The sequence below is a fragment of the Roseibium algicola genome, from assembly GCF_001999245.1.
GTDB classification, from domain to species: domain Bacteria; phylum Pseudomonadota; class Alphaproteobacteria; order Rhizobiales; family Stappiaceae; genus Roseibium; species Roseibium algicola.
In genome coordinates this window covers 4,084,098-4,103,414 of the sequence record NZ_CP019630.1, presented here as the reverse complement: position 1 = coordinate 4,103,414, position 19,317 = coordinate 4,084,098, and the positions used below count along the sequence as shown (strand labels likewise).

At 56.0% G+C, this 19,317-nt stretch carries 17 protein-coding genes; 7 read left to right on the top strand and 10 right to left on the bottom strand.

Annotated elements, in window-relative coordinates:
- Positions 1-95: 95 nt before the first annotated feature.
- The 4 genes from B0E33_RS18900 (at position 96) to B0E33_RS31405 (ending at position 7,964) form a co-directional block, all read left to right on the top strand.
- Positions 96-1,256, top strand: a complete 1,161-nt coding sequence (locus B0E33_RS18900; RefSeq protein WP_206051381.1) for an endonuclease/exonuclease/phosphatase family protein — start codon at positions 96-98, stop codon at positions 1,254-1,256.
- A 510-nt stretch (positions 1,257-1,766) separates the two neighbouring features.
- Positions 1,767-3,524: an SIR2 family protein gene (locus tag B0E33_RS18895; protein ID WP_077293451.1), complete on the top strand. Its 1,758-nt coding sequence runs from the start codon at positions 1,767-1,769 to the stop codon at positions 3,522-3,524.
- Positions 3,524-4,975: an argonaute/piwi family protein gene (locus B0E33_RS18890; RefSeq protein WP_077292070.1), complete on the top strand. Its 1,452-nt coding sequence runs from the start codon at positions 3,524-3,526 to the stop codon at positions 4,973-4,975. The genes B0E33_RS18895 and B0E33_RS18890 overlap by 1 nt, the downstream gene beginning before the upstream one ends.
- Before the next feature lie 259 nt (positions 4,976-5,234).
- Positions 5,235-7,964 carry a hypothetical protein gene (locus B0E33_RS31405; protein ID WP_206051380.1) on the top strand — a complete coding sequence of 910 codons (2,730 nt, stop codon included), beginning with the start codon at positions 5,235-5,237 and terminating at the stop codon, positions 7,962-7,964.
- Between the two features lie 18 nt (positions 7,965-7,982).
- On the opposite strand, the gene B0E33_RS18880 is transcribed toward B0E33_RS31405, so the two are convergent.
- Genes B0E33_RS18880 through B0E33_RS18865 form a run of 4 tightly spaced genes read right to left on the bottom strand, consistent with a single transcriptional unit; the run spans position 7,983 to position 10,569 of the window.
- Positions 7,983-8,438 (bottom strand): hypothetical protein, encoded by a 456-nt coding sequence (locus B0E33_RS18880; protein ID WP_077292069.1) that lies wholly within the window; start codon positions 8,436-8,438, stop codon positions 7,983-7,985.
- A gap of 9 nt (positions 8,439-8,447) precedes the next feature.
- On the bottom strand, positions 8,448-8,807 hold the full coding sequence (locus tag B0E33_RS31210; protein WP_206051379.1) for a hypothetical protein: 360 nt from the start codon (positions 8,805-8,807) through the stop codon (positions 8,448-8,450).
- Positions 8,804-9,568 carry a hypothetical protein gene (locus B0E33_RS18870; RefSeq protein ID WP_077292068.1) on the bottom strand — a complete coding sequence of 255 codons (765 nt, stop codon included), beginning with the start codon at positions 9,566-9,568 and terminating at the stop codon, positions 8,804-8,806. The genes B0E33_RS31210 and B0E33_RS18870 overlap by 4 nt, the downstream gene beginning before the upstream one ends.
- Positions 9,562-10,569: a MarR family transcriptional regulator gene (locus B0E33_RS18865; RefSeq protein ID WP_156912437.1), complete on the bottom strand. Its 1,008-nt coding sequence runs from the start codon at positions 10,567-10,569 to the stop codon at positions 9,562-9,564. Before B0E33_RS18865 ends, B0E33_RS18870 begins: the two co-directional genes overlap by 7 nt.
- Positions 10,570-11,203: 634 nt before the next feature.
- Between B0E33_RS18865 and B0E33_RS18860 the strand changes: the two genes are divergently transcribed.
- The gene (locus B0E33_RS18860; protein WP_077292066.1) at positions 11,204-12,175 is read left to right on the top strand and encodes an SH3 domain-containing protein; all 972 of its coding nucleotides are present in this window, start codon (positions 11,204-11,206) and stop codon (positions 12,173-12,175) included.
- 27 nt (positions 12,176-12,202) lie between these two features.
- Here B0E33_RS18860 and B0E33_RS18855 read toward each other — a convergent pair whose 3' ends face one another.
- Genes B0E33_RS18855 through B0E33_RS18840 form a run of 4 tightly spaced genes read right to left on the bottom strand, consistent with a single transcriptional unit; the run spans position 12,203 to position 16,775 of the window.
- Positions 12,203-13,363, bottom strand: a complete 1,161-nt coding sequence (locus B0E33_RS18855) for a thermonuclease family protein (protein ID WP_156912436.1) — start codon at positions 13,361-13,363, stop codon at positions 12,203-12,205.
- A gap of 46 nt (positions 13,364-13,409) precedes the next feature.
- Complete coding sequence (locus B0E33_RS18850; RefSeq protein WP_077292064.1) at positions 13,410-14,318, bottom strand: plasmid partitioning protein RepB C-terminal domain-containing protein; 909 nt, start codon at positions 14,316-14,318, stop codon at positions 13,410-13,412.
- 7 nt (positions 14,319-14,325) lie between these two features.
- Positions 14,326-15,204 (bottom strand): ParB/RepB/Spo0J family partition protein, encoded by an 879-nt coding sequence (locus B0E33_RS18845; RefSeq protein WP_077292063.1) that lies wholly within the window; start codon positions 15,202-15,204, stop codon positions 14,326-14,328.
- Positions 15,204-16,775, bottom strand: a complete 1,572-nt coding sequence (locus tag B0E33_RS18840) for a recombinase family protein (RefSeq protein ID WP_228148026.1) — start codon at positions 16,773-16,775, stop codon at positions 15,204-15,206. The genes B0E33_RS18845 and B0E33_RS18840 overlap by 1 nt, the downstream gene beginning before the upstream one ends.
- Before the next feature lie 107 nt (positions 16,776-16,882).
- Between B0E33_RS18840 and B0E33_RS18835 the strand changes: the two genes are divergently transcribed.
- Positions 16,883-17,248, top strand: a complete 366-nt coding sequence (locus B0E33_RS18835) for an XRE family transcriptional regulator (RefSeq protein WP_206051378.1) — start codon at positions 16,883-16,885, stop codon at positions 17,246-17,248.
- A 71-nt stretch (positions 17,249-17,319) separates the two neighbouring features.
- Here B0E33_RS18835 and B0E33_RS18830 read toward each other — a convergent pair whose 3' ends face one another.
- The gene (locus B0E33_RS18830; RefSeq protein WP_077292061.1) at positions 17,320-17,718 is read right to left on the bottom strand and encodes a rhodanese-like domain-containing protein; all 399 of its coding nucleotides are present in this window, start codon (positions 17,716-17,718) and stop codon (positions 17,320-17,322) included.
- 60 nt (positions 17,719-17,778) lie between these two features.
- Between B0E33_RS18830 and ftrA the strand changes: the two genes are divergently transcribed.
- Entirely contained in the window at positions 17,779-18,804 is a 1,026-nt protein-coding gene (gene ftrA, locus B0E33_RS18825) for a transcriptional regulator FtrA (protein WP_077292060.1), read from the top strand.
- Positions 18,805-19,037: 233 nt separating this feature from the next.
- Here the strand turns inward: ftrA and B0E33_RS18820 are convergent, their stop codons facing one another.
- Complete coding sequence (locus tag B0E33_RS18820) at positions 19,038-19,277, bottom strand: helix-turn-helix domain-containing protein (RefSeq protein ID WP_077292059.1); 240 nt, start codon at positions 19,275-19,277, stop codon at positions 19,038-19,040.
- Between the last annotated feature and the right edge of the window lie 40 nt (positions 19,278-19,317).

Below are 19,317 nucleotides of genomic sequence, written 5' to 3'. Positions count from 1 at the left end.
TACGAAACAGAGCGATTTAAAAGAAACCGGACCAGCTAAGGTGGTTTGCAAAACCTCGTTCAATGAGTACCAGGTACAGTCAAATCGAAACCGGCATGCAAGTAACCTCAGCGCGTGCCGTATCGGCAGCGCCTGCAGGCATCAGTGACGTGATTGTCACAAACAACAACCACAAGATGAGATACCTTGTTAGACAAATTGTCTTGAAGGGTTACGAAATGAACGCGCGCGATATTTCATTTGCCAGTTTCAATTTACTCAATCTCCATCTTCCTGGAGAGGCCATTTACGGGGATACCGACGGCTGGGCTCAGGAAGTATTCGACAAGAAGGTTGACTACACCGCTCGTGCATTGACCCGGCTCGACGCAGACGTCATCGGGTTTCAGGAACTTTGGGCGAAAGAAGCACTGCAGCGTGCGATGGATCAATCGGCGATAGCTGACACGCACACTCTGCTTGTCCCGAACGATCATAACAACGACAAGATTATTTGCGCCGCCGCGGTGCGCAAGGAAATGCTGGTGGACAGTCCTGAGTGGATCGACACTTTTCCTAAAGATTTCGTATTGCAATCGACTGGTGATGACCCACAGCAGCCTGACATTTCCGTTTCGCTCGACGGTTTTTCACGTCCGGTCATGCACCTACAAGTCCAACCTGACCCTCGAACACCGGTCATTCACGTGTTTATTTGTCACTTTAAGTCCCGTCGTCCTGCACAGATCTGGCGTGAGAGGAGTTGGTACAAACAAGACATTCATGGCCCTCATGTAAATGCTCTTGGCTACGCAATTTCAACAGTTCGACGGACCGCTGAGGCCGCAGCACTTCGAATGATTGTGACCAACCTGACGAAAGATACCGACACGCCGGTGGTGCTGATCGGAGATATGAACGATGGCAAGGAAAGCAATACGCTTAACGTATTGTCCGAACAGCCTACTTATCTGTCCCCGCTCTCGACTGGCGGCGGCGACAACGCGCTGTACACAGCACAAACCATGCAGGAATACCGCTCGACGCGTGATGTCTATTACACCCATGTTTTCAAGGGACAACGTGAGAGCCTGGACCACATATTGTTCAGTCAGGAATTTTATGACAACTCCAAGAAGCGATTGTGGGCGTTCGACGAGATGCTGGTGCAGAATGACCACCTGAACTACGACGACCACAAGGAAAGCGGAACCAACGACCATGGGATCGTTCGCGTTGGATTTCGATGGAAGCCCGAACCCGGTCGCACGACTTGAGACTGGCCCGTTGCGACCGTGCCGAAGAGCCCAAAGTTTTTTTGTCAACTTGAGGAAAACTTGGAGTTTAGTGCGAAACGGTAAACGCGAGAAATGCGAAACCTGTGGTCTCACGAGCTGGAAACTGAAGACGAGCAAAGAAGTTGTTGTTGTCCCGAGTCGCATAGGATGGCCAATTTAGGCCAATAAGCGGCTCAAATAGCCTTGAAACACAAAATCCCACCCATCGGAGACGATCGGGCGGGTTTTCTTTATCCAATGAATTCGACCGGTTCCGATGTCCGCTCCGAAGATGGTTCCTGTGTGAAACGGCCAGATTGACTTTACAGAGCTTTGCAACCCCCAATACTATTCTTCTCCTGCATCGGTTGAAGGAACATAATCATCAACCCAGTCCCGACAATAACCGCCTCTCAATTCGCAACCGCCTTCGATCTTAGGCCAAACCTTGTGGCATGGTTCCTTGGAGCGGGTGCATCGGCGGCCTCTGGCATTCCAACCGGCTATGCTATGATCCGGGATTTCAAGGCACAGATCTTTTGCCGCGAGACCAACCTGTCGAAGCGGGAGATCGATACGGCCGATCCTATCTGGATCGACAGGATTGACAGTTTCTTCCGACAAACGTCACTCCTGCCTCCTGAAGGTGATCCCACGGAATATGCTGCGGCCTTCGAAGCGGTATACCCGCAGCCCCGGCATCGACGGCAATATATAGCCGACGCGATCTCTAAGGGTACGCCCTGTTTCGGGCACAAGGTGCTGGGAAGCTTGATGGCGGCCGGCAAGGTAGATTGCGTTTTCACGACGAACTTCGATCCGCTGATTGAAGAGGCAGCACTTTCCGCAAACGCAATCCTGCCTGTCGTCGATCAGAAACGTCCGACAGTGGCAGCGATCGACTCCGCCGATCGGGCAATGCGCTGCCTCAATGAATCGGACTGGCCGATGATCGCCAAGCTTCACGGCGATTATCAGTCGATCTCGATCAAGAATACGGGATCGGAGCTGGAGGAGCAGGACATCCGAATGCGCCATGTCTTGGTGGAAGCCGGCAAGCGTTTCGGAATGGTCTTTGTTGGCTATAGCGGTCGCGACGCCTCGATCATGGAAGCGTTGACCGCTGTTCTCGATGAACCTTCGCCTTTCCCGAATGGACTTTACTGGCTTACCTCGTCGGCCTCCCGCTTGCTGCCCTCTGTATCCGAATTCCTGAAACGGGCCCAGCTCGCCGGCGTTGACGTGGCTGTCGTTGAATGTGCGACATTCGACGAGCTGAGCGCCGACATCTCCAAAACGAGCGACCTGCCCCAACCGCTCTATGATCAGGTGATGGCCGGGCGCCCTGCACCACGCTTAGTGCCGGTCCAGCTGCCTACTGCCGAGGCTCGCGCGTTCCCTATCCTGCGCTATTCCTGTCTTCATATCGAAGGAATTCCAAGTGCTGCCCGGCGGATAAAACTCGCGCAAAGCACAACCTCTTCCGTTGTGCGGGAGCTATTGAAGGAGAAAGGGGTCAAGGCGACGGTTGCGGTGCTTGGACGAGAGCTCGCCGTGTTTGGCAGGGATCGGGAGATAGTCGATGCGCTTGCACCGTTCGGTGCGACACCCAATGGTGAGATCGAACTGGATCCGGCCAAAGACAGTTGGGCAAAGGGTCTTATCTATGACGCCTTAGTCAGAGGCCTCGCGCGGCGACTTCCGCTCATACCGCGATTTAAACGCTCTGGACATTCCGTAGTCATTGCCTCGCCAAGTGAAGGTGATGATCCGGAAAAAACACGCCAGGACGCGCAGTTTTTATCAAAACTTCGGAGCGCTTATAATAGCGATCTTACCGGCACCATTCCCGGCCTCGGGCTCCCCTTTCAGGAAGGCCTGCTCCTAAAGCTTGACCTGATCGACGGGCGCTGGTGGTGCGGTTACGAACCTTACACATTTGTGCATATCCCGCGTCCAGAAATAACAAAGGAAGGAGATCCCGAAAAATCGGAAATCGCCAACGGGGAACCGATGGCTGCTCGAATTAACCGGGGTGGGGATCCGGCCGGCGACTGGCGCCGAGAACGTTGGGCCCAACGTTACAATCGAAACTGGGCCAGAATCGTCGCGGCCTGGGCACAGCTTCTAACCGACACCGACGGCGGGACCGCGCGGGCTGTCGGACTAAAAGAGGGCACCGGGATTGATGCTGTATTTAAAGTATCCCAGATCACCGGCTGGAGCCGCCCAGGCCATCATCATGTCTATTTCGATAGGACCACGTGATGAGCAGTCCTGCGCTTTTGACAAAACTACCGCCGTTCACACTGCTGGACGAACCGGCTTTGTCCTTCTCACCCTCGGAAGCGACGCAAGTCGATGTCCATCCGCTTAGGGGGCTTGCGAATTTCGGCCCCTATTCGAAAGGGTCGTTCGGCGGCTTTACCTCGAGTATTAGGATCGCAACCGTAGGTCCGGGAAGCGCCTTCAAACGGCGCGGTGAGTTGATGCTGTCGCTGCGCAGTGCGCACCGCCCTTCTGACAGGTCCGAGTATGTCCCACAATATCCGGGCTTCGAGCAGCTCTTCCACGTGGATCTCGTGTCGGCACCACGCGAAGCCCACATCAAGTGGCCTGAGAATATCCAAGAATTGGCTGGAGCTGGTAATCCGCAAGCCAGACTCTTCCTCGCGATGGAGGCAGCATTCCGGCAGCTGGAACTGGTGCGAAACGAATTCGACGTCGTGCTGGTACATTTTCCCGACAGCTGGAGTCCGGCCACGCGCAGCAAATTCTTTGACGCCCATGACGCGCTCAAAGCGCTTGGTGCCAGATTCAACATCCCAACCCAGGTCCTGAACGACCGCGTTTTTACTTTCACACACAAGGCCTCGCTCGCATGGCGACTTGCGACAGCCCTCTACGTGAAGGCCGCCGGCACACCGTGGAAACTTGCGCCACTAAAGGGCGTTCCGACCGACACGGCGTATATCGGACTGGCCTATGCGCTGCGTGGCGACCAACGGGATGCGCATTATGTAACGTGCTGCTCGCAAGTGTTCGACATGGATGGCGGCGGCATGCAATTCGTGGCCTTCGAAGCCCAGGATCCTGTTACTGACCTTGCCGAGGCGCGTAGGAACCCGTTCTTAAGCCGCGATGACATGCGCGCCGTTCTGGCCCGCAGTTTGGAACTCTACCAAGGGCGCAACGGCGGTAATCTGCCAAAAAGGCTGGTCATTCACAAAACCACAGCCTTCAAGGACGGCGAGATCGAAGGGGCGTTCGATGCGTTGACGGGCGTTCCTGAAATTGAGTGCGTAGAGGTCAGTTCGGCATCCTGCTGGCGCGGCGTCTGGCTGATTGAGTCAGGTATGCGTAGCCCCCCGACCAAGCCATCAGGGTATCCGGTGCCGAGAGGAACGATGGTGGTTAGGTCTGGGAATTCCGCACTGGTCTGGGTCGCCGGAAATGCGCCAGATGTCTCAACCAAGGGCGATTATTATCAAGGTAAGAAGAGCATCCCGCGACCGCTGGAATTAATCCGTCATGCTGGCAGAGGCCCGCTCGAACTGACCGCTCACGAGGCGTTGGCACTGACGAAGATGGATTGGAACAATGACGCCCTCTATGACCCCGTCCCGGTAAGCATCCGCTACTCACAAAGACTGGCACGTACGATCGCAAATGTTCCGGACCTGCCGCGAAACGTGTATCCCTATCGGCTATTCATGTAAGCTCTGACCCCAGCGTGCTGCTCACGTGAGCTGGGACCCCAGAACTCCACCAGTTTGGTTTAATAGCGGTCGAACTCTTGGAGAGGAACGCAGTGCAAGATCTGTAGTCTCTCTAAAACTAACTCAACGCTGTGATCGGCCCTGGGGAGATGATCGCTTGTCCCGGACTTGATTCACTACGTTTATCTCAACTACGCTGCCGAAATCCGTGTTGTTGGCGGCGCGGCACCGTTCATATTCCGCAAGATAGAAACGTCGCATGGAGAGTTTTAATCTAGACGCCCGCCAGCTTGCCCGGATCGAGGCCGTTCATCGAGGCTTCCTCTACCAGCACCTCTACGCGGCAGCGTGTCTATTTCGGGCAGCAAAGTCGGGGGTCACCCATGTCATTGTCGAAAACGACGAGGACATCGAACTCGTTTTCACTGAAAAGCGAATCTACGGCCAAGTCAAAACCCGCAGATCACAACTCATCTTCAGCGACATCGCTGACGCTCTCGCTAGGTTTGACCAAATTCGGGCAGAGCACACCGCCGGTCGCCGAAGTGGTGCCTGCCAATTCGTCATCATCTCGAATTCGACACCCGGGCCGGATCTTTCGAAGCGTATCAGCAGCCAGACTTGGCCCGTTGACGTCGCCCTGATGTACCCGGGGTGCACGTCGATGGACGCTTCACTCCCAGAACCATGGGCCTCCATCGTTGACGGCTTCCAAGCCTGTCGTACCGCGGCGGAAACACTACCATTCGCCATTCTCGCTCCCGAAACGCTGGTCTGGAAGCTTGCTGGGCGCATCCTGGCCGCCTCGGCTGGCATCGAGCCCGAAGCTACCCACACCTTTGCCGTCGACGCTCTTCCAACCCTTTTCGAACAGCTTGTCATCCAGCTCCAGGACTTCCCGGCGCCGCCACTGCGATACCGGCCACAGGACAATGAGCCGCCTCTCTTCAGCGAGCAACGAGTGCGCCTGGTCATCGGCTTCTCAGGCGCGGGCAAGACCTCCTGGGTCTCGCAGACGGCCCTCCACGCCACCGACCGGCTTGCGTACTACGACGTTGCAGACATATCCGGGCCCGCCTTGGCGAACGCGGTTGCGCGCGAGCTTGCCGCCCGCATATTCGGATCGCGCGGCGCGAAGCTGGGGGAGATTCTTCTGCCCGGCGCGAGCGGGGCGGAGATCCTCGTCGCGACCGGTCGTCACCTCGCCGAGGATGGTCTCACGGCGACCGTCGTGCTGGACAATGCACACCGCGTTCCTGCCACCGATCTCGTGTCGCTTGTCGGCGCATCGCCCCAGCTGCGCTTCCTGTTCCTCGCGCAACCGACGGCTTCGACGTCCCGCCTCGAAGCAACCCTTGGCATCGCGGCTGAGCACCTTCTTGGATGGTCGAACGATACCGCTGCCGCAGAGGGCGCATCACTTGGGTGTCGCGGAGACTATGCGGATTACGATCGTTTGCTGAAGCTGACCGCCGGCCTTCCGCTCTACGTCCAGAACGCCCTGAAAATTGCAGCGGGATCGTACAAGGGCGACATCGATCGCCTCTGCACAGCTCTGGAGCAGCGGACACACGTTGTCGAAACTGTGCAGGAACTCATCCTCGCCGACGTCTTCGAGACCTTTAACGACAACGAGCGCCGCGCGGTAGCCGCGCTCAGCCTCAGCGATGTCCCACTGTCACTGACAGAGGCCACCTCTATTCTCACGCGGACCTTCGGCGTTGAGCCAGTCGCAGCGGCTGCCGCTTTCCGGCGTCTTCGTACGACTGGCTCGATCCAGATTTTCGGTGTCGATCGCTTCAAGGTTCACGACGCAATCCGCCCGCTCGGTCGCGCCTTCCTCGACGATTGCGGCGCCGGCGCCCTGAAAGCCGCTCAAGAGGCAATTCGCGACATGCTGATGACCGCGCTACCGCAGGACCATGATCGTCAGCGGGTCTTCTTGCTGCTGCGGATGTTCGTGGCGCTTGGAAACGTGAAACCTCTCGTGCAGATGGCCACTGACGAACTATTCCATGAACTCGGCTATATGGAGGAGATTTCCGGTTTCCTGGTCGAAGCCTCCGCATCGGAGACGATCGCTCCAGAGGATCGGTTCTGGGCCCTGGATGGTCTCGTCTTCGCGCATTTCAAGGACGGCGACGACGCCGATATCGGCAATAAGCTCGACCGGATGGATGCGCTTGTCCGGGAGAACAACCTCGGCCTGACCGAACGCTTGGCCGTTGGAATGAAGCGCATGGTATTTGCCGCGCGCGAGAAGGACGTCACGACGGTCAAGAAGACCATGGATGAACTGAGCCGGGTCCTCCCGCAGACGCCTCAGCACCTTCGCGTGGCGAAATACAATTACGCGCACGCGCTGTTCGAACTCGGCATGATGGACGAATGCATCGCCGGCACGCTCGATCTCATAGTCGACTATTACGATGAGCTTGGCCTCAGGCTGGCCGACGTGATGGGCAACAACCCGGACAAGATCTGGCCGCTCTTGAAAAGCGACCAGAACCACCCCGACGACCTGAAACACCTCGCCGATGCGCTCGATCTCCAGTCGAAGGCGCTCAAGGCGAGCGGAGGCAATCCAGGTCTCGCTCCGATACACGCGATGAAGTTCTACTCGATGGCCCAGTCGTTGGATTCGTTCGTCCGCGTTGGCCAGGAGCTGGTCGATGACTTCATTGGCCGCAACGACTACATCGGCGCGCGCGACGTCATCGAGCGCAACCTCATGCCGACGATTACGGGACTGAAGCTCGCAGGGCGGATCATTCCCGTACGCAGCCAATACGCCGTCGTCCTCGCCTATTGCGGGGCGCTCAATGCTGCTGACACCGAGATGGCACGCCTGGAGCCTTACGAAGGCGGCTTGGACCCCAAAGGGCAGTGGGAACTTCGAAATCAGCGGGCGCTGATCGCTCATTTGCGGGAGAACCCGCCGCCACCACAATGGCAGATGCCGCCTAAACTCGGCGGCCCGGCGCGGTAGCTCCCGCAGCAAGTGCCACTAAGACGCGATCCACCGCCGCAGATAGAAATCAGTCTCTTTGCGGCTTTTGCACTGGTAGGTCTTGCGGATCATTTTCCGCAGCGTCTCCCCATTCGGGCCGTGCCGTTCCTCGCCTTCGGCGAGGTCCACCGCCGCCAGTTCTTCGTCGGTGAATCCCCCTATGGGCATAGGATTGACAGTCCAAATCTCGGCAAGACTGGCGACCACACCATTCGAGAACGGTATGCATTTCAGTATCTTCGGAAGCTGGTCTTCAAGCCCATAAAGCCGTGCCGCAGCGATCTTCGTGCTAATCTGGACGTTAATCAACGGCTTTCGCCTATAGAACGTGATGTCGGCAGGCTGGCCTGAGGACGACAGCATCGTGAGGTTATGGGTCAGCATCCCCTCGCGAGACCCGAAATGCTGCTCCAGTCGTTTGATCGCCTCTTGCGTGGTGATGTCTTGCGTCATGGGCGCTCGCTATGCTTCATCGTCAGCGCTTCGACTGCTGCGCGACGGGGCGGCCAGCATGGGGCTTGAACGACCGACGCCGAGCTGGAACTGCTGCGCAGCATCAACGAGTTCGAGTGCGCTCTTTCGTCCGAAGGCGATCTCCAAGCGGCGCTTATCTAGGTCGAATGTGAACCGAGCGCCCTCGCGGCTAGCTGCGCGGTGTCTCATGGAAACGAGGATCGACCATGCGCCGTAAGCGGCGCCCGGCGTCTGAAGCACCTCCCGAATGCCGGCATCCTCGATCTCGGATACGTCCAACTCGATGGTCGCGCCGGGGGCTGGGTCCAGCGATGGCGGAGTAAAGCTGTAGATGAAGGTCCGGCTCATGCATCGGCCAGCTTGTAGGCTGACCTGAGAAGTGCAATCGCCTCACCGCGCGTAAACGGCACGTTGAGCGCTTTGGGGTCGAGCGTTTCGTCGGCTTCAGCCAGATCAAGGAAGCGTCGTATGTCCTCGCGAATTTGATCGGGCAAGGTGATCGATGCATCACCGGGCAGAAGCTGGGTCAGGCGAAGTACATCATTGCGGTGCTTCTTGATATTTTTGCTGTCGATCCTTTCTCCGGACTCGGCGCGCGCGGATAGATCGAGGAACGCCCGCGCTTTAAAGGGGATGAGAAGTGTTTCATCGATGACGGTTACGCCCTCGATCTTCCGCTTCGCTGACTGCAACGCTTCATAGTATCCGTCGTCGAGCAGAATGGCCGACAGGCTGACGATGTCTTCCTCAACCGGGATGGGGGTGAGTTCTGCACTTTCCGGAAGATCGAGGGTGCCCGGCTTACGGGAAAACAGCTCGATCATGAAGGGGAAGCTCTGGTCCGACGGCTTGTGAAAGCGGTAGAATTCCTTTTCGCCGGTGCTGCGTTCGCGTGCCTGATAGCCACCCGCGTCCAGAAACGCTTTGAAAGCGGTGCCGAAGGCGGCATCGACCACCTCAACACAGAGCACCATGTCGATGTCCTTGGTGGCCCTGAAATCGAGACCGGCTTCATCGAACAGGAGGTCACAGGCCGCGCCGCCGATGATGGCGTAGTGGTCCTCATGGCCAGCGAAGTACTTCTGAAATTTATTGATGCCAGCTACCAAGGCAGGTTCTCCAAAAGTCGATCCGCGGCCATGGCGACACGCTCATCGCGATGATCCCGGAATTGTGCGTACAAGGACAGGACGTCCACGGTATTTGTGTCGGACAAGGCGGCCGGATCGTAGGACCATGTCTCGATGATGCAGTTGGCTTCGTCGCGGTCGGTTTCGGTCAGGTCCGTCGCTTGCGAAATCGCTTTCCAGTCGCTGGCGGCGACGGCATAAGTGTCGATACGGGGGCTAGCCAGCTCCGTGAGGTGGGATAGCGCCGTTTCCCCGGCCAACTTCAGGTGCGCGCTGGAGGCGCTCCCACGCACGAATTTCATGGAACGAACCGGACTGCGGAGATGTGGTGTTGCTTCCTCCAGGAGGTGTCGCCCTTCTGCCTTGAAGTGAATACGCCTTTCTTTCCCGTGCCTGACGGTTTCAGCGAGACCGGTGGCAACCAGATCGTCGAACGCTCGACCGATCGACATTGCCGAGTAATGCAAGCGTTCGGCCAATAGGGATGGCGTTGTCACATGCCTGTCGAGGTGCAGGATATGATGAAAAAGGACGGTTTGGGCGGCGGGGGACAGGCCGTCCAACTTTCGGAGGCGCGGCGCCCGGAAGTGCTCGCGCAGATCGATCGCCAGATCTGGTATATAGAGCTGGTTGCCGGGAACGATAAATGGAACACCTTGACCGATGAGGCGTGACCGGTTGTGCGCACTGATGGTCATGGTGGCGAACGCTACCGTAGCATGAGTGGCGTTGCGGACTATGTCGATATGTTTGGCGATATCGGCTGGAGTGCCTGTGCCGTCGAGCTTGGCAACGATGACGCATTGCCGTCCAAGAACCCGGGTTTCGTAGAGGGTGTAGGTGCGTCCGATAAAGGCCGGTAAGCTGCGCGTGGCTTCGAATGGGCGGACATCGATACGCTCATGAAGGAGCGCTCCCAGGTAGCGTTCCAACGCTTCGGGAAACTGAACATCGTGGTTGCTAATGTCTCTTTCTAACATGGATACGCACGCTAACATTGATGGTGTTAGTGTGCAATTCTAATGTTAGCGTAACGGCTACTAAAGCAGACTCGTTGTCGATGGAAAACGTCTTGAACCTCAGGCGGGCGCTTTTCGCCATCGTTCAGGCCTCAAGCCCAATTATGAGACGATCATAGAAAGGGCCGCATCATGCCGCGACCTACATCCGGACATTACCAGACAGATTCACCGAAGCCGACACTCAACGGACTGGCAGCATTCGGAAAATCGCGAGAGCGGCCTCAATGGCGGCGACGAGGGCGCAAAGCGGTCATTGGTTCGAATACCGCCAAGTAAGAATCGCGGCGGCACTCCTTCCCCATCCGGGTTGACCTGAAACGAAGCTCCCCGTCGCGGATTCGCATAACGTGCCTTCTGGAACTTTCGGTTCGGACTTTGACTGAGATAATCATTCTACCCACTTGCTAAAGTAAGGGGTATGAAGTCGACAGCGGGCTGTTGGCTTTGAAGCTGAACACGTTGGCAGCGAACATCCGACCTCGATGTTCCATAAGGGGCAGTGAATGTCGAGTTGTTCACGCCACTACATATCGCAAAAGTTGAATTCCGACACTCTCAGGTTAAGCTGTTTGCCTGTTAGTGGAGGATCTTCATGGAACTGTTTGCCGGTCCATTGGCGCTCACATTTTTGGTGTCTTTGTGTGCCGGCGTTGTGATGCTCTGTGTCCGCAACTGGCGCCCTAACGCACGCTGGGCTTTCATGTTGTCCGGCGCATCGTTTTTTCTTGGTGCGGGCGCGTCGGGTGGAATCGCTTCATTGGCGGCGCTGGCGGTCCTGATATCGCTTTTGGGAATTGTAGCTGGCGTGCTTTTGCTGTTTCTCCCGCGACGGCGGACGGCAGCAAAAACTGTTCTCAAATCATCCCTTGGCGGTCTCTTGGCGGGAATACTTGTCTTTGTGTTTGCAGATGAAACCGTTCCGCAAAAGTCGGGCAAACGTGAAGTCGCAGCCATCCAAAAAACAACTCCCGAAGAGCCGGCAAAGAAAAGCGCTCCACCTGCCAAAGCGCCTGCACCTTCTCCCCCGATAGCAGAAAAGGTCGCAAAGCCAAATTCGCCTACCCAAACGAATGCATTCCTTCGCCAACCGAAACCGACGTTTGCACCTGAAACCATGTATGTGGACGCAACTCGCCTCAATGTGCGCGACGGTCCCTCGAAGACTCACAAGGTCATCTGGACGCTCAAAAACAACGAAAAGGTTCAGGTGGTCGATCGGGATGGGAGTTGGGCGCTGCTCAAAGACGATCGCTATCAAGGCTGGGTTTTTGCGACTTACTTAACTCCTAAACTTGGGACGGCGAAGGCCGCGAAAAATCAAGATGCAGCTCCCCTTGCATCCAATCCTCGACCAGGCCTTTCAGATGCGCAAATAGCCGAGATATTGATAAAGCGATCCATTGCGTACTACAGCGGGAATTGCCCTTGCCCCTACAATAGAGCGCGCAATGGAAGCAGCTGCGGTAGGCGCAGTGCTTATTCAAGACCGGGCGGAGCTTCTCCCCTCTGTTACCGCAGCGATGTGACAAAAACCATGATCGCCAATTATCGGGCGAGGCAATGAATTATAGATCCGTAGCCGTGCGGATAACTATCGCCGTGCTCTCCGCCACCCCGCGGCGCGAGCATCCGCTTCTGAACAGAACCAGCGTTCACCCTTGCTCGTATTAATCTGTGTTTGGCTGTAAAATTCCTGTCCGGGAACATGGAAGATCTTTTCCCCGGTCGCCACACTGATGTTGCCCTTTATGTTGCAATTCCCTGAGTCTTGGCCACTAAACGAAGACGGGCTTGTTTGTGTCTGTTTTTGTTTTTCGACACGCTTCCGGGCTCGATAGTCCCAAGGGTTTTCGAACATTCCCTGCCACATACCTCGCTGATTTGCCCAAGCTTGATCCTGGTTCTTGGCGTACGCTCCATTGCTGTATCGTGGCCAATCGACCGCGTGACCTGCTGTTACAAGCGCAACTGCAACACTCTCTCCATCCGCGCGATAACAGTCGCCGACATATCGATCGTACTGATCCCAATCCACGAAGTTGCAAGTGGTTGGACTGGACTTTGCGAGAAAGGCATCTAGAAACTTCGCCGCTTCAGATCCGCAAAGGTATGTATCGCCACTCTTCCGAAGGCAGGTCTGATCGGTTTCAGGCGCATCAATTCCATTGAAACGTATGTGCTGTCCGTGGATTTCGATCGTGTCACCATCGATTACCGATGCCCGGCCAACGATTGGTTCTCCCGGGGACTTGAGCTGATTTTTCACGAGTCCAGTGAGGGCGGGCGTTCCGAAGTACCAGACTGAAAGAATGGTGGAGACGAACAGGAAAACCGCAATTCCGAGCAAAACATCAAAACCTTTGATCTTAGATTTGTTGGACGTGTTGGTTGGTGGCACCAAGGTGTGAACGTTCCCTTCCACGATGCCGTCGCAAGTCGGATATCGGCTGCACCCCCAAAACTCCCGCCCCTTGAATTTTCCGCGCTTCGCGGTTCGACGACGCATTTGAGCGCCACACTTGGGGCAAGAGATTGTCGAGTAATACTTATATTTGTTCTGCCGGGACGAACGCCTCAGGTTGCGAAAGCCAGCCAAAGCGGCCATGAGGCAAATCGCGAGAAAAACAACCAGAAACAGTTGCTTCTCGTCGTCGTAGCCCTGAATAGATCCACCGCCCCATCCGCGCCTGCGAGCTTCGGTGGGCATTGAAAAAAGGAAGGCGACCAGTGCGATTGTCGATACACGTTTCACAGACACACCCCTAAGTAGGGTGACTATGACAAACCACTTTAAATAATCAAACCTCTCTTAAAGCCGTTGGCTTGGCTGCCTCGTCGCTTTCAACAATCTTTTGAAACTCGGCCAGAAGTTCCGGAAAGTGGCGTGCCAGGTGGCGCACGACATGAGCGTTCTCAATCAAGCGCCTCACATAGCCTGTGGCGATCACAAGATCGAGGTGGTCCTCACCGTATGTGCCCTCCAACAAATGAAACTCTCGATCGAGTTTGGCTGACTCCTGCTCCATCAAAGCAATCTGCTCTTCGGATAACCCGTTGACCTTCTTAGACTTACCAGCGTCAACAAGCTGCGAAGACGGTGTCGCGCCAACAAGGGATTTCGCATAAGTGAAGGAGTACTTGTTCATTGCGACCATCAGCTGAGCGGCCTCGATTTGCCGAAGCGGTTTCAATTTTCGCAATTCCCCGAAGGCGTTTATCGAAACATGCTTGTCTTTCAGAAGGTCAACGACTTCCTGGCATATGCCTTCGAGCAGGCGGCGCTTTGTCCGAATGCTGGCAATATTGACGTTTAAGACCTTGGCGAGCACTTCTTCCGAAACGCCCTTTTCAACGGCCTTCAGGATCATTTTGTGTTCCTGAATGATTGCGAGACGGTTGACGCGTTTATTGTAGGTGTAGGCCTCGTCATCGGTTGCAATTAGACAGGTAACTTTCTCTTCGCCGAGTTCCTGCAACACCGCCAGCCTGATATGACCATCCAGCAGAAGAAACTTCCCCTCTTCGCCTGGGTCACGGGCAACCACTGGAGGTTCGGCCAGGCCTGAGTAAAAAATGGATGCGCGAATTTGAGCGTATTTCGGGGAGCGCTTGACCCGGTCGCTCACAATCCGGAGTGGAGTAATTTCCGGTATGGAGAGCGTTACAGGTTCCTTTTCGAAGGCAAACGGCACAGGACGACCCGACATTTATTGGTCACCTCGTAAGCTCCTGACGCTCCATTCGCGCGGCAAGGTTCTTGGGAACGGTATCGAGATTTTCCGTTTTGAGAACCTCTACGAAAGCGTCGTCGTGCAAAAGCTCACGCACGGCATGAGCAATGAACATCAACCGATCGCGGGTTGCATCGGCCTTGCGGATCAGCAGTTTTTTCCGGTCAGTATCTTCCTGATAGGCTTTGACGAGTGCATCGGACGATACGTTTTTCCTCGTTTTCCGAGCTCCACCAAGCCCTTTTCCCTTGCGTTGACGGTTTTCGATCACCCGTTTGGCGATGAAGAGCTTGCGACCTCTCAAGATGTTTTTTTCATAGGCTTGCTGAAGCGCTGCCTGTATGCCTTCATCATCAGCGTCGGCAATCTCGACAGCAACACTGACGGGGATGTGACCGGCTTCGACCGACCTCAGCAAACGCCGTTCCCCCTGTCGCAATAGCTTGCCAACGCCGCGCACATATTCGACTGACAGGCCTGTTTTTCGGCCAATTTCAACGTCTGTGTATCCCCTCTTACTCATCCCGCTGATATCTTGGAGAAGATCGATCGCCTGATGTTTACGGCGGGCGCAGTTCTCCACCAGGCTCTTAACGAGAACCGTTTCCGTGTCTGCCTCAATCACAATTGCCGGGATTTCGGATTGCCCGAGCTCTCGAAAGGCCTCCAAGCGCCCCTGACCACACACCAATTCGTATTGACCGTCACCTCTCTTCGTGACCGTGACCGGACGCTTGAGACCGATTTCTTCTATACTTGAAACGATTTCCCGGAAAATCTTTCTGTTTCGAACTCGGGGATTCAATATCGCAATTTGCTCAATTGGTATGAGTTCGATCTGAAGCTGTGTTGTTTCCGGCATCAGGCAGCCTCCGAAATCGGAATGCGTTCTGCCATTTCGAAGAGAGGATCCAGGTTGTCAAAGCGGAAGGCATCCAGCCAGATGCCGTTGTTCTCCCCAAGCCGCAAGACTTTTGCGTCCATATCGAAGGTCGGCAGTATCAGGTAGTCCCTGGCTCGGAGATTTTGCTCGTTCATGCGAACTGCAATGGTGAGATCCGGAAGCAGACCCCTGTCGAGCCGCAACTTCCAGCGCAGCGCTCCAGCCGGGGTTTGAAAACAACGGTTGATCGTAAGCGACGCTGTAAACTCGCGATTGATCGTAAGAAGGTCAGTGAGTTCGTCGCGATGAACGCGGCCACCAGCCGTCTCTATTCCGGAAATTGTCTCGGCTATCACCTGGGGATGCCGGAGCCGCAGAGCCCGGTTGATCTGAATGTACCGATAATCTCGTTCCGGGGCATAACCGATCAGTTTGTAAGCTTTAAGCAGGCCACCAAACCGGTGCTGATACGCCTTGCTGGACGGGCAATTGTCCGACTCGTCTATTATCAACCCGGAAAGCACGCCTGTCTGTTCGTAGACCCCGCGCAACAATTCCAGCATTTCGTCGTTTGACAAATGACGCGAGCGCGCTTCGATGATTGCCCGTGCCGCATCAAACATTTCTGCTTCGACAATGGCTTCAAAAGCACTGTCGGCACGCACCCACATCGATGGGTCGTTGTTGACGCGATGCTGTTTCAGCTTGAAGGACTCGTGGTTCCAGACATTGTTCCCAATGTATTTCTCATTGATGAGAATCTGGTGGACGGTTCCTTTGGTCCAAGCTCTCCCCAGATCCGTCAGAACACCGTGCTGGTTGAGTTCTTTTGCGATGTCGTCTTCGCTCTGCCGGTCTTCCACAAATCGCCGGTAGATCCAGCGGACGATGGCAATTTCTTCAGAGGGACCGGGAACAAGCACAACTCTATCTGTTTGAATGCTCTTTTTCTCGCCTACAGCAAGAATGCCCTTCGGCCGACCTTGTTCGTCCCTCAATTCGCGGCGCAGACCGAAACCCGCCAGTCCCCCCTGGCGATAGCCCATCTCGATCAGGCGGCACTGCCCTGCAAAGACCTTTACCGAGAGCTCCCGGCTGTATTCGGCAGCCATGCGCCTTTTCACGACTTTCTGGACATCAGAGCCGATGCTGCCATCGTTGTCGAATTGTTCGGCGCAATATTCGACGCGCACTCCTGCGCGTCGGCAGCGATACTCATAGAAAGCACTTTCGTCGGCATCCTGGAATCTGCCCCAGCGGCTGATGTCGTAGACCAGCACAACCGAGAAATCCGCTGTGCCGCTTTCAATGTCTGCAATCAGCTGACGAAGTCCGGATCTGCCTTCAATGTTCAGACCGCTGCGCCCCGCATCCTTATACGTGCGGACAATCGTGAACCCACGTTGTGTGGCGTAGCGGCGTATCACGTCCGACTGGTTTTCAGTCGAGTATTTCTGATGCTCCGTCGACATGCGCACATATTCAACAGCCCGAACCGGGGCTGATGCACTCTTGTCGCCTGCTCGTTGGGCATCATTGAGCTGTGACACTGGGTTGACCCTGAAGTCTGTTCTCGTTCGCAGCTGCAGTATCCGCGCGGGGAATTCTTCCGCCAGAAATGCTCGCAACCCGATAATAGCCGTAGAAGACCTGAAAGATGTTGCCGAAAACCGGCAACTTTTTGCAAAAGGGCTTGACCATGCAATACGACGCAGAGGCCTATGCGGCGGTCATTGCTACCGCTCTGAGAACGGAACTGGGCAGCACCCATAGATCCATCAAAACAATCAGAAGGTGGACCGGGGCATCGGAACGGACTGCCACCAATTGGCTGTCAGCCGACAACGGTCCAAGCGGGCCGCATCTGGCATCACTAGCGCATCACTCAGATGCTGTCCTGGAAGCGTTTCTCATCATGGCTGGGCGAGACCGGGCCGTCATAGATCTACAAGTTACTAAAATGCGCAGTGAACTGGCGCAGGCTCTGGAGAAAATAGACTCCATTATTGGCGGTACGCCATAGTGCTCAAGATCGTTCGCCAGCATGCCTTGCGACGCGAGTGCCACAAGACATGCTCCTTCTTCGAAGCGAAGTTACTCAGGCCCGGTTGCGAGTTCAAAGCCTTCGTCCAACCATCCTGTAACCCCCCCAGCCATGATCTTGACCGGTCGGCCAAGCTCCGCCAGCCGCAGAGCTCCTCTTGCGGCCCCATTGCAATGCGGTCCGGCGCAGTAGGTCACGAAGAGTGTCTCCTGCGGCCATTTCGCCATCTTGGAACGGATGATCTTGCCATGTGGCATGTTGATGGCGCCAGGCACGTGGCCCTTTTCAAACAGCGCCGGACTTCTGACATCCAGCAGGACGAACCCCGGCTCGCCGGACATTGCGTCATGCACGTCCCAGCAATCGGCTTCAAATGTGAATTCAGCGGCGAAGTGTTCGCGTGCAAGATCGCTCGGGGCGGCTGGCACGGAGGTAACGTTGTTGGTCATGATGGAACTCCTTTCCCGCCTTTTCTGGCTGTCAGAAGCTCCTATTGGCAATTGGCGCGATTGACGATATTCGTAAAAATCATGACAAAAACACTCGAGCCCCGTCTTCGCCCCCCTCAGCCGGAACTAACCGGGCCACTCGTCGTTGCCCTTCTTTACGATGGACTGTGCACGTTCGAGTTTGGCCTCGTCGCGGAAATTTTTGGTCTGGCCCGACCAGAGTTCGGATCTGATTGGTATCGCTTCGCAAGTTGCCCCGTCGAGAGTGGTCCCTTGCGGGCGCATGGGGGCCTCACCTTGACCCCGGACCATGATCCGGAACTCATCGAGGAGGCGGACATCATCGTCGTTCCGGGCTGGAAGGGCGTGGACTGTCAGGTTCCGGAAGAGTTGAACGAACGGCTACGACAAGCACACAGCAGGGGAGCAAGACTTGTCTCCATTTGCTCCGGTGCTTTCGTGCTCGCTGCAACGGGTCTGCTGAACGGCCGCTCCGCCACCACGCACTGGCGCTATGCGGATAAACTGCGCGAGCACTATCCCGAAATCACAGTCGACGAAACCTCACTTTACAGGCTGGAAAACCGGATATTCACCTCAGCTGGCAGTGCTGCCGGGATCGACCTGATGATTGAGATCATCCGTCAAGACCACGGACCGGAAAGGGCCAATTCCGTCGCCCGGCGCCTGGTGGTGCCCGCCCACCGCACTGGAGGTCAGGCCCAGTTTCTTGAACGTCCTGTCGCGCAACGGGAGGGCAGCGAAATCGCACCTATAGTTGAGCGAATGAGAGCAGACATTGCTGCTGTATGGACCATCGAGCGAATGGCTGAAGCCGGTCGCATGAGTCCACGCACCTTCCAGCGGCGTTTTCTCGAAGCCACGGGCGTGACGCCGGGCGACTGGCTGGTTCATGAAAGGCTCGAAGCGGCCAAAGATATATTAAGCCGGGGTAATGACGACATGGAAACCATTGCCACCTTGGTTGGTTTCGGCAGTGCCCATGCCTTGCGGCATCATTTCCGGAAAAAACTCGGATTACGCCCGTCGCAGTACCGCGCTCAATTCGGTGTAAGTGCGGAATAGGCGCGCTACCGTACCTCGAATTCGAGATCACAATTGGCAGGTCCGCGAATAAGCGCGGTAGGCGTCGAAGTGGCGAATGACTACGGCACGCAGAAATTCAGATCAAAATCGATAGCGAAGACGATTCCTTGCACCTGAGCTTTCGCGCCAGGGAGCGAAGGCGCATGGTCGAGACCGGCTTTTGCCGGGCTCGGTTCACGAGCGCCCGGTGCGCACCGATAGGTGCGCAGGCGCTATGGAGTTGTTTTCAGTTCTGCAAGAATGTGAAGTGGATCCGCACCGATTGCATCGACAACGTCCAGAAATTCCACCACATCCAGCCGTCGCTCGCCTCCCTCGTATTTCGCAACGAAAGATTGAGGTTTGCCAAGCTTGTTGGCCAATTGCTCTTGTGTGAGTCCCTTAGCTTTTCGAAGTTGGACCAATTGTTCCAACAACAAAAAATGACGCTCTGATCTCAGGGATTTGGACATGAAGTGAACCGGCCGGGGAATGACCGTTTCACCAAATAAT

Bases quoted from the DNA above. Each gene is read 5' to 3' on its own strand.
- B0E33_RS18900 (WP_206051381.1), top strand. From the start codon at position 96: ATGCAAGTAACCTCAGCGCGTGCCGTATCGGCAGCGCCTGCAGGCATC.
- B0E33_RS18895 (WP_077293451.1), top strand. From the start codon at position 1,767: ATGATCCGGGATTTCAAGGCACAGATCTTTTGCCGCGAGACCAACCTG.
- B0E33_RS18890 (WP_077292070.1), top strand. From the start codon at position 3,524: ATGAGCAGTCCTGCGCTTTTGACAAAACTACCGCCGTTCACACTGCTG.
- B0E33_RS31405 (WP_206051380.1), top strand. From the start codon at position 5,235: ATGGAGAGTTTTAATCTAGACGCCCGCCAGCTTGCCCGGATCGAGGCC.
- B0E33_RS18880 (WP_077292069.1), bottom strand. From the start codon at position 8,438: ATGACGCAAGACATCACCACGCAAGAGGCGATCAAACGACTGGAGCAG.
- B0E33_RS31210 (WP_206051379.1), bottom strand. From the start codon at position 8,807: ATGAGCCGGACCTTCATCTACAGCTTTACTCCGCCATCGCTGGACCCA.
- B0E33_RS18865 (WP_156912437.1), bottom strand. From the start codon at position 10,569: ATGTTAGAAAGAGACATTAGCAACCACGATGTTCAGTTTCCCGAAGCG.
- B0E33_RS18860 (WP_077292066.1), top strand. From the start codon at position 11,204: ATGGAACTGTTTGCCGGTCCATTGGCGCTCACATTTTTGGTGTCTTTG.
- B0E33_RS18850 (WP_077292064.1), bottom strand. From the start codon at position 14,318: ATGTCGGGTCGTCCTGTGCCGTTTGCCTTCGAAAAGGAACCTGTAACG.
- B0E33_RS18845 (WP_077292063.1), bottom strand. From the start codon at position 15,204: ATGCCGGAAACAACACAGCTTCAGATCGAACTCATACCAATTGAGCAA.
- B0E33_RS18835 (WP_206051378.1), top strand. From the start codon at position 16,883: ATGTTGCCGAAAACCGGCAACTTTTTGCAAAAGGGCTTGACCATGCAA.
- B0E33_RS18830 (WP_077292061.1), bottom strand. From the start codon at position 17,718: ATGACCAACAACGTTACCTCCGTGCCAGCCGCCCCGAGCGATCTTGCA.
- B0E33_RS18820 (WP_077292059.1), bottom strand. From the start codon at position 19,277: ATGTCCAAATCCCTGAGATCAGAGCGTCATTTTTTGTTGTTGGAACAA.